This window comes from Chryseobacterium sp. PET-29 (assembly GCF_025736815.1).
Lineage (GTDB): Bacteria > Bacteroidota > Bacteroidia > Flavobacteriales > Weeksellaceae > Chryseobacterium > Chryseobacterium nepalense.
Genome location: NZ_CP107053.1, coordinates 4,045,566 through 4,059,689, shown reverse-complemented (window position 1 = coordinate 4,059,689; position 14,124 = coordinate 4,045,566). Strand labels below are relative to the sequence as shown.

Annotated in this window: 14 protein-coding genes; 9 read left to right on the top strand and 5 right to left on the bottom strand. The window is 37.5% G+C overall.

Annotated features, from left to right (window positions below):
- Positions 1-6 precede the first annotated feature (6 nt).
- From ODE14_RS18365 to ODE14_RS18340, 6 genes are all read left to right on the top strand, one after another.
- Positions 7-540: an NADPH-dependent FMN reductase gene (locus ODE14_RS18365; RefSeq protein WP_263602441.1), complete on the top strand. Its 534-nt coding sequence runs from the start codon at positions 7-9 to the stop codon at positions 538-540.
- 7 nt (positions 541-547) lie between these two features.
- On the top strand, positions 548-946 hold the full coding sequence (locus ODE14_RS18360; RefSeq protein ID WP_248394587.1) for an OsmC family protein: 399 nt from the start codon (positions 548-550) through the stop codon (positions 944-946).
- A 1-nt stretch (position 947) separates the two neighbouring features.
- Positions 948-1,247: a GNAT family N-acetyltransferase gene (locus tag ODE14_RS18355; protein WP_248394589.1), complete on the top strand. Its 300-nt coding sequence runs from the start codon at positions 948-950 to the stop codon at positions 1,245-1,247.
- A 130-nt stretch (positions 1,248-1,377) separates the two neighbouring features.
- The gene (locus ODE14_RS18350; RefSeq protein WP_263602440.1) at positions 1,378-2,817 is read left to right on the top strand and encodes a sodium:solute symporter; all 1,440 of its coding nucleotides are present in this window, start codon (positions 1,378-1,380) and stop codon (positions 2,815-2,817) included.
- Between the two features lie 240 nt (positions 2,818-3,057).
- Positions 3,058-3,909: a transketolase gene (locus ODE14_RS18345; protein ID WP_263602439.1), complete on the top strand. Its 852-nt coding sequence runs from the start codon at positions 3,058-3,060 to the stop codon at positions 3,907-3,909.
- A 52-nt stretch (positions 3,910-3,961) separates the two neighbouring features.
- Positions 3,962-4,909 (top strand): transketolase family protein, encoded by a 948-nt coding sequence (locus ODE14_RS18340; RefSeq protein WP_248394595.1) that lies wholly within the window; start codon positions 3,962-3,964, stop codon positions 4,907-4,909.
- Between the two features lie 49 nt (positions 4,910-4,958).
- On the opposite strand, the gene ODE14_RS18335 is transcribed toward ODE14_RS18340, so the two are convergent.
- The 5 genes from ODE14_RS18335 to ODE14_RS18315 all read right to left on the bottom strand — a co-directional run bounded on the left by ODE14_RS18335 (position 4,959) and on the right by ODE14_RS18315 (position 11,933).
- Positions 4,959-5,372: a DUF1348 family protein gene (locus tag ODE14_RS18335; RefSeq protein ID WP_248394596.1), complete on the bottom strand. Its 414-nt coding sequence runs from the start codon at positions 5,370-5,372 to the stop codon at positions 4,959-4,961.
- A gap of 4 nt (positions 5,373-5,376) precedes the next feature.
- The gene (locus ODE14_RS18330; RefSeq protein WP_263602438.1) at positions 5,377-5,904 is read right to left on the bottom strand and encodes a TetR/AcrR family transcriptional regulator; all 528 of its coding nucleotides are present in this window, start codon (positions 5,902-5,904) and stop codon (positions 5,377-5,379) included.
- Positions 5,905-6,085: 181 nt separating this feature from the next.
- Positions 6,086-6,463 carry a hypothetical protein gene (locus tag ODE14_RS18325; protein WP_263602437.1) on the bottom strand — a complete coding sequence of 126 codons (378 nt, stop codon included), beginning with the start codon at positions 6,461-6,463 and terminating at the stop codon, positions 6,086-6,088.
- A 68-nt stretch (positions 6,464-6,531) separates the two neighbouring features.
- Complete coding sequence (locus ODE14_RS18320) at positions 6,532-7,002, bottom strand: Lrp/AsnC family transcriptional regulator (protein WP_029298841.1); 471 nt, start codon at positions 7,000-7,002, stop codon at positions 6,532-6,534.
- A 134-nt stretch (positions 7,003-7,136) separates the two neighbouring features.
- Positions 7,137-11,933: a translocation/assembly module TamB domain-containing protein gene (locus tag ODE14_RS18315; RefSeq protein ID WP_263602436.1), complete on the bottom strand. Its 4,797-nt coding sequence runs from the start codon at positions 11,931-11,933 to the stop codon at positions 7,137-7,139.
- Positions 11,934-11,937: 4 nt separating this feature from the next.
- Here ODE14_RS18315 and tsaD point away from each other — a divergent pair, with 4 nt between their 5' ends.
- Genes tsaD through ODE14_RS18300 form a run of 3 tightly spaced genes read left to right on the top strand, consistent with a single transcriptional unit; the run spans position 11,938 to position 14,047 of the window.
- Positions 11,938-12,954 carry a tRNA (adenosine(37)-N6)-threonylcarbamoyltransferase complex transferase subunit TsaD gene (gene tsaD, locus ODE14_RS18310; RefSeq protein ID WP_263602435.1) on the top strand — a complete coding sequence of 339 codons (1,017 nt, stop codon included), beginning with the start codon at positions 11,938-11,940 and terminating at the stop codon, positions 12,952-12,954.
- Positions 12,951-13,346 carry a hypothetical protein gene (locus ODE14_RS18305; RefSeq protein ID WP_263602434.1) on the top strand — a complete coding sequence of 132 codons (396 nt, stop codon included), beginning with the start codon at positions 12,951-12,953 and terminating at the stop codon, positions 13,344-13,346. Before tsaD ends, ODE14_RS18305 begins: the two co-directional genes overlap by 4 nt.
- Positions 13,343-14,047 carry an RsmE family RNA methyltransferase gene (locus ODE14_RS18300; protein ID WP_263602433.1) on the top strand — a complete coding sequence of 235 codons (705 nt, stop codon included), beginning with the start codon at positions 13,343-13,345 and terminating at the stop codon, positions 14,045-14,047. Before ODE14_RS18305 ends, ODE14_RS18300 begins: the two co-directional genes overlap by 4 nt.
- The last annotated feature ends 77 nt before the right edge of the window (positions 14,048-14,124 follow it).

Below are 14,124 nucleotides of genomic sequence, written 5' to 3'. Positions count from 1 at the left end.
TAAACTATGAAAATATTAGCATTTGCAGGAAGCACTTCTTCCACCTCCATCAACAGAGAGCTTGTAAAGTTTGTGTTGAAAGATTTTCAGGATGACAAGATTAATTTAATTGATTTAAATGACTTCGACATGCCCGTGTTTTCCGTAGACCGAGAAAAAAAGGGGTTTCCGGATGAAGCGCATCATTTTTTAAAGGTTATTGAAGAATGTGATGCCATTATCTGTTCCCTGGCGGAACACAACAGATCATACAGCGCTGCATTTAAAAATGTATTCGACTGGGCTTCAAGAATTAATGTAAAAGTTTTCCAGAATAAGCCAATGCTTCTGATGTCTACCTCGCCCGGAGGGTATGGTGGCGGAAATGTTATGAATACGGCAAAAACATTTTTTCCACAGTTCGGCGCCGATGTAAAAGAAACTTTTTCACTGCCGAAATTTTACGAGAATTTTGATATGGAAAGCGGTGTTATTGATCCTTTAATGCGAAAAGATCTAAAAGATAAAATCAGTAGCTTTAAAGCACAGATAAATAATTAAACAGACAATGGCTATAACCGTAAAAGCTAGTTTAGGCAAAGAAAAGTACTACACCGAAGTTATCGCCGGTGAAAACACCCTGATTACCGACGAGCCGTTGGATAAAGGTGGCGGAAACAAAGGTTTCAATCCTTTTGAAATCCTGGCTACTTCGCTCGCAAGCTGTACTGCAGCAACCCTCAGAATGTATATCGACAGGAAAGAATGGAATATTGATACCATTAACGTAGAAGTGGAGCTTGAAAATTTCCCTTTAACCAAAAGAGCAATTTTCAAAAGAGATATTACTTTTGAAGGAATAATCCCCGATGAAGAACAGATTAAAAGACTCAGGGCCATTGCTGATGCATGTCCTATTCATAAAATATTAACCAACGATATTGAAATATTAACCAAATTTTCATAGTATGATTGAAGTAAAACAAAGCAACAACGAAAAAAACGGAAATTTTGAAGCGTTTATAGATGGTAAACGTGCAGGTTTAATGACCTATACCTGGGCAGGAGAAGAAAGATTCATTATTGATCATACTGAAGTGGAGGAAGCCTATAACGGAAAAGGCGTTGGCAAAGAAATGCTTCTGGCTGCGGTAGACTTTGCAAGAAAAAACGGAAAAACCATTATTCCGCTCTGTCCTTTTGCAAAAGCTACTTTCCAGAAACATGAGGAGCTTCAGGATGTTCTGGTAAATCAGGCACAGGCATAGGATGATTAAGGCTGAGACTTATTCAACCTTAATTTAAAAACTACCTTCCAGAGTAAATCCGGAAGGTTTTTTATTTTTTAAGCAGAATATAAAAAAACTATATTTGCTAAAATTTTAATTTAAACAGAACATGTCTCCGATTATTTTATTATCCATTATCATCATCTACTTCGCATTGCTGCTCTGGGTAGCATACAAAACAGGAAAAGGAAGTGATAATGAGAGTTTCTTTATAGGAAACCGTAAAAGTAACTGGATGCTGGTTGCCTTCGGAATGATCGGAACTTCTTTATCGGGAGTTACCTTTGTGAGTGTTCCCGGAGCAGTAGGAAATGACAAATTCTCTTATTTACAGATTACATTAGGCTATCTCATTGGTTACATTGTTGTTGCCTACGTTCTTCTTCCTTTATATTACAGGCTGAAACTGACCTCCATTTATGGCTATCTTCAGCAGAGAATGGGACAGCTTTCTTATAAATCCGGTGCTTGGATCTTTATTGTTTCAAGACTGGTTGGTGCAACGGCGAGGTTATACCTTGTTGTAAATATTCTTCAGGTTTCTATTCTGGACAGTCTGGGTGTTCCTTTTATCGTTACTACCCTTATTATCTTAGGAATGATTATTCTTTACACGTATGAGGGGGGCGTAAAAACCATCGTCTGGACAGATACCCTGCAGACTTCCTGCATGCTTTTAGGACTGATAATCTGTACGGTTTATATGCTGAACCATCTCGGATTAAGCATTGGTGACAGTTTTACAGCAATGAATGAAAAAGGCTACACGAAAATTTTTGATTTTGATCCGAATCAGAAAAGTTTCTTTATTAAACAAATTCTGGCCGGAGCTTTTATTACAATTACCATGACAGGAATTGATCAGGAAATGATGCAGAAAAGCCTTTCTGTAACCAGACTGAAAGATTCTCAGAAAAATATGGTTACTTTAGGTTTCATCTTGTTAGGAGTTATTTCATTGTTTCTTTATATGGGAGGCCTTCTTCATCTTTACGGTGCACAGGAAAGTGTTTCCAGCGCAGGCGACCAGCTGTTTCCGGATATTGCCCTAAATCATATGCCACCATTTATATCAATCATCTTTATTATTGCTCTTATTTCGGCTTTATTTCCAAGTGCGGACGGTGCGATGACGGCACTTACCTCATCACTTTGCATTGATATTTTCGGAATGCGGGAAAAAACGCAGTGGGACGACAGCAAGAAGGAGAAATTCAGAAAAAACATTCACCTTTTGGTTGCTTTGTCTTTTTTAATAATGGTTATTATTTTTAAAGTCATTAATGATAATTCAATGATCGGATTAATCCTTAAGCTTGCCGGATTTACGTACGGACCACTTTTAGGTTTATTTGCGTTCGGGATTTTCACAAAATATAAAGTGAAGGACAAGCTGGTTCCATTTGTCTGTATCGCCGCGCCGGTGATTTCTTTTCTTATCGACAAGTATCAGGAAAAACTCTTCGGAGAGTTTAAAATCGGGCTTGAACTTTTAATCATTAATGGTCTGCTTACTTTCATAGGACTTTGGCTGATCAGAAGAAAATAATATTATTTATCCAAATTAATTGGTACTTACTTATCATTTTCAAACGAAAATAAAGTCCGTGATGAAAATTTAAAATTATACTTTATCAGATCATTAATTATAAAACCGGCTTACCTTTACTTAAAAATACTTATCATTAAAAATACGCTAAAAGATTAAAATCCGGACACAGATCCGGGTTTTTACATTTCCGTAAGCCATTTAAAAATTGTAGATTTGTGTGCATATAAATTCTAAGCAATGAGTAAAAGCATCGAAGAGTTGAAATCTCTTACTACACAAATCAGAAGAGACATTTTAAGAATGGTTCACGCTGTGAATTCCGGTCATCCAGGTGGAAGCTTAGGTTGTACCGAATTTTTCACAGCCCTTTACGGAAAAGTGATGAACTATAAACTTCCTTTCACGATGGAAGGTAAGAATGAAGACCATTTCTATCTTTCGAACGGACATATTTCTCCGGTATTCTATTCTACTTTGGCAAGGTTCGGATTTTTCCCGGTGGACGAATTAAGAACTTTCAGAAAATTAGATTCCAGATTACAAGGACACCCTACGACTCATGAAGGGCTTCCGGGGATCAGAGTAGCTTCCGGCTCTTTGGGACAGGGACTTTCGGTTGCTCTCGGTGTAGCTCAGGGTAAGAAATTGGATGGGGATAACTCTTTAGTATATACTTTACAGGGAGACGGAGAATTGCAGGAAGGCCAAAACTGGGAGGCTTTTATGTATGCAGCTTCCAAAAAAGTAGACAATATCATTTCTACTATTGATTATAACGGACAGCAAATTGATGGAAGTACAGAGAATGTGCTTTCATTAGGAAATCTTCATGCCAAGCTGGAAGCTTTCGGGTGGATGGTTCTTGAAGAGAAAAACGGTAACGATCTTGAAGCGGTAATTGCCATTCTTGAAAAAGCAAAAACTGAAACCGGAAAAGGTAAACCTATTGCTATTATTCTTCATACAATAATGGGGAACGGAGTAGATTACATGATGGGAACTCACGCCTGGCATGGAAAAGCACCAAATGACGAGCAATTGGACACGGCTTTCAAACAATTATATTTAGAAGCTCCGGCTGATTATTAATTACAAGTAATAAGTAATTGATAATAAGTAATCTTAATTAATAATTAGAAAAATGAAATTTACATATACAGAAAAAAAAGATACACGTTCAGGATTCGGAGCCGGATTGGCTGAGCTTGCAGATAAAAACCCAAATGTTGTTGCACTTTGCGCAGACCTTATCGGATCTTTAAAAATGGAGAAATTCATTGAAAAAGCCCCTGAAAGATTTTTCCAGGTAGGTATCGCGGAAGCGAATATGATGGGCCTTGCCGCAGGATTGAGCATCACTGGAAAAATTCCTTTTACGGGAACTTTCGCCAACTTTTCCACTTCCAGAGTGTATGACCAGATTCGTCAGTCTATCGCGTATTCCAATAAAAATGTAAAAATTTGTGCTTCGCACGCAGGTCTTACTTTAGGAGAAGACGGCGCTACACATCAGGTTTTGGAAGACATCGGAATGATGAAAATGCTTCCCGGAATGACGGTAATCAATCCTTGTGATTACAACCAGACCAAAGCGGCTACCATTGCTATTGCTGAGCACGAAGGTCCTGTTTATTTAAGATTCGGAAGACCAACTGTTCCGGTTTTTATTCCTGAAGATATGCCTTTCGAAATTGGAAAAGGAATTATGCTTCAGGAAGGAACTGATGTGACAATTGTTGCAACAGGCCACCTGGTTTGGGAATCTCTTGTTGCTGCAGATGAGCTTGAAAAAGAAGGCATTTCTTGTGAAGTGATCAATATTCACACCATCAAGCCTCTTGATGAAGAAATCATCTTAAAATCGGTTGAAAAAACAGGAAAAATCGTAACGGCTGAGGAACATAATTATCTTGGGGGAATGGGAGAATCTATTGCCGGAATGCTTGCCAGAAGAAGACCTACAAGACAGGAATTCGTAGCGGTGAATGACACTTTCGGAGAGTCTGCGACACCTGCTGAACTGATGAAAAAATATAAGATTGATTCGGCTGCAGTGAAAGAAGCGGTGAAAAGAATTTTAGATAAATAATTTTTTTTCGAATTATACATAAAAGCATCCTTTTGGATGCTTTTATTATTTAGATGAACTTTCGGTCTTCTTCTTTGATAGCTAAATCGTTGATGCTTGCGAATCTTTTTTTCATAAGCCCATTTTCATCAAATTCCCAGTTCTCATTTCCGTACGCCCGAAACCAGTTTCCTTCTTTATTCTGATATTCATACTCGAAACGAACGGCAATTCGGTTGTCTGTATGCGCCCAATATTCTTTTTTCAGCTTATAATTAAACTCTTTTTGCCATTTGCTGCTGAGAAACCTTACAATTTCTTCCCTTCCATTAACAAATTGATCTCTGTTTCTCCACTCACTATCAGTGGTGTAAGCTTTGGAAACTTTTTCAGGGTCCTGGCTGTTCCAGGCATCTTCTGCTAACTGAATCTTTTCCAATGCTGTTTCAAGCGTAAAAGGCGGAAGCGGATGTTTTTGTTCCATAATTTTAATTAATTAGTTGGTTGATAATTTTTTTTGATTTTTCTATAAGCTCATTTTTTCTGAAAAGCTGACTTTCAATTATGCTGCTTTCAAACAATAAATAAATATGATCTGAAAGATCTTTATCTTCTGTTATTTCAGAAAAAAAATTTCTCAAATCTGTTTTATGATGTTGAATGACATTTAATATTTTCACATTATCTGTAGGAATTTCAGACAAAATATTAAGGAAACTGCAACCTCTGAAATTTTCTTTTTCATTCATATAAATCAGGAAATCGAAAGACGAAAGGATTTTAGACTTCGTTTCTTTTTCCTGTATGGTAAATTGATGTAATTCATTAAACCAATAATCATGTCTTACGTTTAAAAACTCAACACAGAGATCTTCTTTAGATTTAAAATACTGATAAAAACTCGCTTTAGCTACATTTGCTTCTGAAATGATCTGATTAATTCCTGTTGAATGATATCCTTGTTTTGCAAAAAGTTCAAATGTTGTTTTTACAATTCTTTCTTTTGGTGATGGCATACTGTTTTATTTGATAAGACAAATGTATACATTAATTTTCAAAACAGACAGATCGTTCTGTCTATATTTGTTATGCATTTTTATCTATCACCGATAGCAGAAATTCATGATGTTGTCTCTAAAAAAAAATAAAAGCGGGCAAAAGCCCGCTCCTAATGATTTATTATATTGCATTTATTAATCACCTGAAAAACTTCCACTTAGGTATAATGGCCAGCATTCCAAAACCGGTGAAAAGGAAAAGATTGGTTACATCCGTATACAGGAATGTAGACAGGTAATAATTATGCATAAAGAAATGTAAAACAAGCAGTGCAGGAAAGGCAAAAATGCCTATTTTTCTATAAAAAAACATGAGTATAAGACTTACCACCATCAATGCATCAATTGTGAAAACAGTGTAAGCATACCAGGCAGGAATATTCAGGGTTTCATGCTGTAAATACTCATCAAGATCAATCCCGAACCCCATCAGGGTAAATAACATCAGGGCTGCGAATGCGAGGATAAAACCCCATCCTTTTTTAGGATTTTCGTCAAAGTAGCTGTATTCTTCCATAAGTACAAAAATAAAGAACTTATGAGAGATTTCATAAGTTCTTTTATATAATTTGTTTTGAAAAACGATTATACGGAAATCGCGTTGATCAGTCTGTTTTTGTCACTTAGATATTCTTCCATGGAAATCATACTCTCTGTTCTCATTACATCCTGAATATCATCGATCTGATAAATAATTCTTTTTGCATCGTCCGTATTTTTAGCTCTTACTTTACAGAAAATATTGTATTTTCCGGAAATAACGCTTGCTTCGATTACATTTGGAATGGTTGACAACTCTTTCAAAACCTCTTGTGTTCTGTTAGATTTCGTAAGAAGAATTCCTATGAAAGCTGTAAAATGATAGTCTAATTTTCCATAATCGATGTTAAGAGATGATCCCAAAATAATACCTGCATCCTCCATCTTTTTCACTCTTACGTGAATTGTACCAGCGGAAACATCCATCTGTTTAGCAATTTCTGTAAAAGGCATTCTTGTGTTTTCTACTAAGAAATCAAGAATTTTCTTGTCTATTTCGTCCAGTTGATAGTTCATATTAGTTAAATTACAATTTTCTTAAAAAAACAATGTATTTTTTGCAAATTTATAAAAAATAATTTAACTAAAAAAATTATATTAAACATTAACAATAATTAACACATATGAGAAAAATCATTATAAATTTAGAATTATTTTGTATTTGATTTTATAGAATCTGTTTTTATTCCTGTTTGATCTTCAGGTGTATTTTTTACTTTTTTCTTCTTTTTGAATAAAGAATTGAAGCTCTTGCTCCATACGATACCTCCTCCATAAGCCTGATTGGCAGTACCGTTTGAGCCCGCACCATTAATGACACCAATATTGGAAGGTTTTGAATACCCTCTCAGCACCAGACTTCCATCATTCTTTTTAGAAATATCATATTCAATTGTTCCTTCTCCGGAAAGATAATTGGCTTCCGTATTTTCAGTTTTGGTAAGAGGAATTCCCAAACCGGTTTTCACTTTTATTCTTGGTGAAAGAGCGAAACTCACCCCTGCATTCGCACGGTCGCCCGTATTGGAATATTGGTCTCCTTTCACATAATTAAGGTCAATCTGGAATTCATTACTCATGGTATTAAGTACAGAACCCAACTGCTTTAAAAGAAGGTTGTATCCTGATGATTCTGCAACGCCTGCAACATCCACATCAACTCCTCCGGTTTTAGAAACATTAAAACTATTTAAAAGCAATACAGATCCGAACTGCAATACCTTCTCCCCTTCCTGGCTCATTTTTGCAGCCAGTGTTTCTTTAACCTGACTGGAAACATCCAACGCAGTAACATCAAGATCAACCTGGGGATCTACTAGAGACTGTGTAATATTAGCCTGCAGTAAAATACTGATTGGCTGAAGACTTCCCATGTTAAGATATTCTCCGGCATTGGAAACCATTCTTACATAATTTGCTGTAATGTTAAGCGCGGGTTTCATGGCATCACCATCCCACCGGATGCTGCTGCCTTTTTCAATCTGGAAGGTTTTATTCAGAATTGCTTTTGAAACAAAAGTTCCGTTTTCCACTTTATACATTCCGTTCATAGCAATATTTCCCTGTCTGCTCATCTGGAAACGAAGTTTTTCAGCAGCACCTTTCACTGTAATATTTCCTACTTCGTCACCAATCAGAACATTTACTGTAGTTCCTTTATCCACATCGAGTGCAAAATCGATATTCATATTGGCTCCGGATTTTTTCTTATCTTCTAAAGTTACCAGACCGTCTTTTCCTTCCTTAAGGAACCTCAGCATTTTGAACTCTTCAACATTGGAAGTAGATCCCGAATTGAATGTAAAAGTACTTCCGCTCAGGGCTTTCATATTAGGAGTGGAAAGACTGAGACCTGAAACCGGGCCATCCACATAGAGATCTCCCTGTCCGTAGACCCTTCCCCAGAACAAATCGTAATCCTTTTGAGTGGTATTCAGAACTAATAGATTGTCCGCCCGCATTACCAGGTTGACTCCCATTGAAGAGAGCGTTTCAAACTGAATTGCTCCCGAAATATTTCCGCTCGAATTTGTTCTTCCGTCGTGAACCCCAATATTATTCAGGATGGCCAGACCTTTGGTAAGCGGAATTACCGTATCGTCAAAAGAATAATCTACCCCGGTAAATAAAAGTTTAAGCCCGAATCCTTTTAAAGCGATATCGCCACTGTAATCCAAATCACTGAATTTTCCGCTGATCTTAAGATCTCCTGTAGCTTTTCCCCTTAAATTTCCAAAAACTGTAGTTACAAACTGCTGTGCAAAAGCAATATCAAAATCCCTCATTTCAGCGGTAAGATCTATCGTAGGCGAAGAGGTATTATTATTTACGGTTCCCGTTACATGAAGGCTGTTATTTCCTATTACTCCCGCAGAGTTTACCCTGATATCAACATCGTAAACATTCAGGGAGAATCCGTTGGTTGCAGAAATTGTAATGTCTCCCATATCGTTTCCGTTCATCATGATATCATCAATGGTCATATCCACTAAAGGCTGAAGCGTGCTTTTATCCATGCGAATCTGTACACTGCCGTTGGCAAGTCCTTTAATATTCATTGTATTTCCTCCCGGCTGCATTTCCAGGAGCTTTTCTATGGAAAAATCATTGACTTCCGCATCCAGATAAAAATCTTTAGCTGATTTGAATTGCGCTTCTTTAACAAGTAATGAACTGTTATCGGAATAAATTCTCAGATTCCTGATGTCAAAATCTTTTTCCTTTTTACGATACGTAATAGAATGATTAAGTTCAGGACTTGTATCAACAGCCCATGTTACTTCATTAAATTTAACCTCCGTAGGCTCGAATCTGAATATAAAATCTCCTCCCGCATTGGTAGACTGATTGACATTAATAGCATATTCCTTCATCGTATCATCAAGCTCATCTTCAGGACTTCCGTGTTTGAATTTTGCCGCTAAATGAAGAAGTGTGTTATCTTCATTTCTTCCGCTTAGGGTAACATCTTTGAGAATATTTTTGTTATACTGTAACCTGCTGATTCTTGCAAAAATCTGTTCATCAAGATTCGCTGTATTGATCCTCACCATTACACTGTCCACCATAGCGCTGTCCCTGGTAACATTATCCCTTTCATTAATGGTATAGGCAGGATTGGCTGCTGCAAGAGCCCGGTCTGCGTCCGTAATTTCACGGGTTTTGGTCATGACATATTTTAAAGAAGCAGCATCAAGATTCAAGATTAGATTATTGGAATTTCCATCGTACTGCCCTTCTACCTTTGCACCTTGCGGTAATTTAAGATCCGGAAGAAAATAGCTTACCAGGCCCTGTTGAACATCAAAATTCATGGCAAAACTCTGTCCTCTGTACATCTTTCTTGGAGCTGGTCCTACGAGAATTCTGTTCAATCCGTTTTCTACCATTCCTGTAAGATCACCTAGGTTATATCTGCCTGATATTTTCCCATTAACGGCTCCCGGCGCGTCCACATCAATTACGCGGCCTCCGTTTTCCATAAACGTTTTCAGTTTTGCTGTCGGAATATAGTATTTCTGGCTGGCTGTAGCGAAATTAATTCCGTTTGCCTCAACATCAAGGGTAAGGTCATTGATTGAAGACATGGCCATCTTACCATTTACCTTTCCGCTTACAATCTGAGTTCCGGGAGTATTGGTAAAATAATTCATATTCAGATAATTAACATCAGCATTTACATTCATCGAAATTCTTGATGTGCTGAAGTCAATTAATCCTTTAATATTGGCTTTTGCCTGCTCATCATCCACTGTAATGAGTCCGTTATATTTTTTATGATCAAGAAGGCCTTCCAGATAAATGTTGTTGATCTCCTTATTCATGATTTCAACACTGGTAATCCTTGATTTCGTTGTCAGTCTCATGGTGTTGACATCGAAACTCTGACCGTTGATATCAAATCTTCCTGAAATTAAGCCTACTGCTTTATTTTTGGTAATTACGGAAGTATTTAAATCTTTAACTTCAGCAATTCCTACATATTTTGGCATTGATGAGCTGTACTCTGTTAATGAAAACCTGGTAATTTTCGCCTGTCCGATTCCGGTAATGAGGTTTCCGTTGGCTACATATACCTTATTCGGATTAACACTTGCTGTTCCATTATATTTTAGTTTGCCGAAATCATCCGCAAAGTTTTTCATCTTTGTAGCAATGAATGAAGGCATCATGGCCTTAAGATCCTTATAGGTAAAATCTGCAGAAAGATCCGGGGTTTCGATTAAAAAGTTACCCTTTAATAATCTGTCGACCTTCATGGTTTTGGTTGCTATATTCACATCCGGATTTCTGATCAGGAAATTATCCAGCCGGAAATTATTTAACGGACCAGCCATTTTACCGGAAATATTAAACGGCTTGAAATTGTCCCAATTCGTTACAAAATAGCTGATATCATAGCCGCTCAGCTGGCTTCCCTGCCGTAGATTCATTTCCCACTTTACTTTATCAGCAAAATCTGCCCATGAACCGTCATCATGAAGATTGAATTTTATATCTCCCTGCAAAAGCGAATGATCTGTATTTAACGTCAGATCTTTTAAAGAAAGATAATCCGGCGTCATTGAAAGCTCTGTAGAAAAAGTATCTACAAAGTGAGATTTGCCCCATCGCTTTGTCGTAAAGGACATGTTATTGATGAGTGCCGAAATATTTCTTCCGTTGATTTTTACATTAGGTGCTTTCAGGTTAAAATTGGTGGCAGTTAACCATTTTCCTTTTTCTCCAGGAGAATTTAAATTCACAATAGAAACTTTAGAATCAAGGATCTGAAGTCTTGAATCCAACTGAAAAGGAGGTTTATTGGGATCTCTTTTTTTTCCGCTGTCAAACAATTGGGTGAAACGGATAAAGTTTGAAATACTGTCGCCTTTATAAGTAATTACTTTTACATCGGCATTTTTTAGCGTAAGCGAGTTAAAGCTTAACGAATTGTTTTTTGTAATGTTGCCAAATAAAGAAAGCCAGTTTGAATTGGCAATAAACTCTTTAGACTGAATAAAATCATAGCCTTTATAATCTTTGATTTTCAACCCTTTAACCTTTACATTCCCGAAGAAATTTACCTCCACGCTTTCCGTTGACATCTGGGCTTTGAAATCCCTGTTTACGACCTGCAGCGCCTGATCAGCAGCCCATTGCTTGGTAACCGGAAGATTAATCGCGATAAAAATAGAAACAACAAGTCCAAGTCCGAGCCAGAAGAGAATCAAAAGCAGACGTGCCCACCATGAGTAACTGGTAACATCTTTTACGGCCTGTTTTCCGAATTCTTCAGCCGTTTCTACCGGGTGCTTGATGGCGTCAGAAGCCAGCTCAGAAGCTTCTTTTACGGTCTCCTTCACTTTTTCCCCGGCGTTTTCCACGGCTTTTTGTACCTGATTACCGAGGTTTTCAGTTACTGATTTTTTGTTCTCATTCTCGTTATTATTGTCTAACTTTGCCATTATTATGAGCGACTCTATAATTTTAGGTATTGAATCGTCTTGCGACGATACATCAGCAGCTATCATCAAGGGAAATTCTATTCTGTCGAACATTGCTGCAAACCAGGCAATCCATAAAGAATATGGCGGTGTTGTTCCTGAGCTTGCATCACGTGCTCACCAGCAAAATATCATTCCGGTTGTTGAAAAATCTCTAACTAAAGCAAATATACAACAAAATGCAATTTCCGCGATAGGATTTACCCGGGGTCCCGGCCTTTTAGGATCTCTTCTTGTGGGAACTTCCTTTGCTAAGTCTTTGGCAATGAGCTTAGACGTTCCGCTGATCGAAGTAAACCATCTTCAGGCACATATTTTAGCGCATTTCATTGAGGATGCAAATCCTATGCCGCCTACATTCCCTTTTTTATGCCTTACCGTAAGTGGCGGACATACCATGATCGTCCTGGTAAAGGACTATTTTGACATGGAAATTATCGGGAAAACAACTGATGACGCAGCAGGTGAAGCTTTCGATAAAATCGGAAAAATTTTCGACCTGGATTATCCTGCCGGACCCATCATTGACAAGCTTGCCAAAGAAGGTAATTCTGAAGCATTTAAATTTAATAAACCTAAACTGGAGCAGTATGATTATTCTTTCAGCGGAATAAAGACTTCCGTACTGTATTTTATTCAGAAAGAAGTGAGAAAAGATCCGGATTTTATTAAAAATAATATCAATGACCTTTGTGCTTCGGTGCAGAAATCCATCATAGAAATCCTGATGAACAAGCTTGAAAAGGCCGCGAAAGAATTAAATATTAACGAAGTTGCCATTGCCGGCGGTGTTTCCGCGAATTCAGCTTTGAGAAAAGCCATGCAGGATAATCAGGAAAAACTGGGCTGGAATATTTATATCCCGAAATTCGAGTATACCACCGACAATGCAGCGATGATTGCGATGGTAGCACAGCTGAAATTTGAAAGAGGAGAATTTACGGATTTAAGAACCAGTGCAACAGCAAAATACGATCTATGAAAATTCTTTTAGAAGAAAAAATATTGGGGACACAATCTAAGAAAAATTCAAAATATTATTGGATCTTAGAAACCGTTACGGGAAAAAATGATGCCTCCGAGCTTTATATGGATTACTTTCCATCCAGCTCCGAAACAGGGTATATCCAGGACGTAAAAGATGAAATTATACAAAAAATAAATGCCGAAAATATTTTCAGCTTTCCCTACGAGCCCAAAGAAGGAGATTATTTGTCCATTAAAAATAATTTAAGAAAACAGGAATATTTAAATCTGATTTACCTTAATGACCATTGGATCGAGGAAATATACATCTGTTCTTACCGAAATTGTGATACAGATATTTACACGACCATAAAAACAGGAGTGGCTTTTTTAACGCAGAATCTATGAAACTATTTTACGGAGAAATTGAAGGAAATCGAGTAACAATCAACGATGAAGAACAGCAGCACATTGTAAAGGTGCTGCGGATGAAGGAAGGCGAAGAGATCCATATAACCGACGGGAAAGGGAATCTCGCTTCCGGAAGACTGATGATTGAAGGGAAGAAGGCAGCGATCTCGATTGATGAAATTAAAACCGGACTGCCGGATTTTCATCCTCAACTGCACATTGCCATTGCTCCCACGAAAAATATTGACCGTATTGAGTTTTTTACAGAGAAAGCCGTAGAAATGGGAATTTCTGAAATTACTATTTTACAAACTGAAAAAACCGAACGTAAAAACCTGAATATCGACAAACTGAGAAAACAGGCAATTGCCGCATCCAAGCAAAGCCTGAGATTTCATTTTCCGGTTATTAATGACAGCATTAAACTTCAGGATTTTTTAAAAACGATCAGTTCCGAAAATACATTTGTAGCTCATTGTCACGAAAACCTTCACCGGATTGCCTTAAATGAGATCCCTAAACTTGACCAGATGACTTTCCTCATCGGCCCTGAAGGTGATTTTTCTGAAAAGGAGATCAAATTATTAGCTGATCATGATGTGAAAGCTGTTTCTTTAGGCAATCAGCGGCTAAGGACTGAAACAGCGGGAATTTTTGTAGCGGCGTGGAATTATGGTAATATACAGGATTTTCTGTGAGGCTTTTTGATAGAAATATTGCTCTATAATCCACCGCAAAAGAGGTGGTTTTTGTTATCTGCTTGCGGATTACAAAT

What these genes read in the sequence shown, in the direction of transcription:
- ODE14_RS18365 (WP_263602441.1), top strand. Translation starts at nt 7, where the DNA reads ATGAAAATATTAGCATTTGCAGGAAGCACTTCTTCCACCTCCATCAAC.
- ODE14_RS18360 (WP_248394587.1), top strand. Translation starts at nt 548, where the DNA reads ATGGCTATAACCGTAAAAGCTAGTTTAGGCAAAGAAAAGTACTACACC.
- ODE14_RS18355 (WP_248394589.1), top strand. Translation starts at nt 948, where the DNA reads ATGATTGAAGTAAAACAAAGCAACAACGAAAAAAACGGAAATTTTGAA.
- ODE14_RS18350 (WP_263602440.1), top strand. Translation starts at nt 1,378, where the DNA reads ATGTCTCCGATTATTTTATTATCCATTATCATCATCTACTTCGCATTG.
- ODE14_RS18345 (WP_263602439.1), top strand. Translation starts at nt 3,058, where the DNA reads ATGAGTAAAAGCATCGAAGAGTTGAAATCTCTTACTACACAAATCAGA.
- ODE14_RS18340 (WP_248394595.1), top strand. Translation starts at nt 3,962, where the DNA reads ATGAAATTTACATATACAGAAAAAAAAGATACACGTTCAGGATTCGGA.
- ODE14_RS18335 (WP_248394596.1), bottom strand. Translation starts at nt 5,372, where the DNA reads ATGGAACAAAAACATCCGCTTCCGCCTTTTACGCTTGAAACAGCATTG.
- ODE14_RS18330 (WP_263602438.1), bottom strand. Translation starts at nt 5,904, where the DNA reads ATGCCATCACCAAAAGAAAGAATTGTAAAAACAACATTTGAACTTTTT.
- ODE14_RS18325 (WP_263602437.1), bottom strand. Translation starts at nt 6,463, where the DNA reads ATGGAAGAATACAGCTACTTTGACGAAAATCCTAAAAAAGGATGGGGT.
- ODE14_RS18320 (WP_029298841.1), bottom strand. Translation starts at nt 7,002, where the DNA reads ATGAACTATCAACTGGACGAAATAGACAAGAAAATTCTTGATTTCTTA.
- ODE14_RS18315 (WP_263602436.1), bottom strand. Translation starts at nt 11,933, where the DNA reads ATGGCAAAGTTAGACAATAATAACGAGAATGAGAACAAAAAATCAGTA.
- tsaD (WP_263602435.1), top strand. Translation starts at nt 11,938, where the DNA reads ATGAGCGACTCTATAATTTTAGGTATTGAATCGTCTTGCGACGATACA.
- ODE14_RS18305 (WP_263602434.1), top strand. Translation starts at nt 12,951, where the DNA reads ATGAAAATTCTTTTAGAAGAAAAAATATTGGGGACACAATCTAAGAAA.
- ODE14_RS18300 (WP_263602433.1), top strand. Translation starts at nt 13,343, where the DNA reads ATGAAACTATTTTACGGAGAAATTGAAGGAAATCGAGTAACAATCAAC.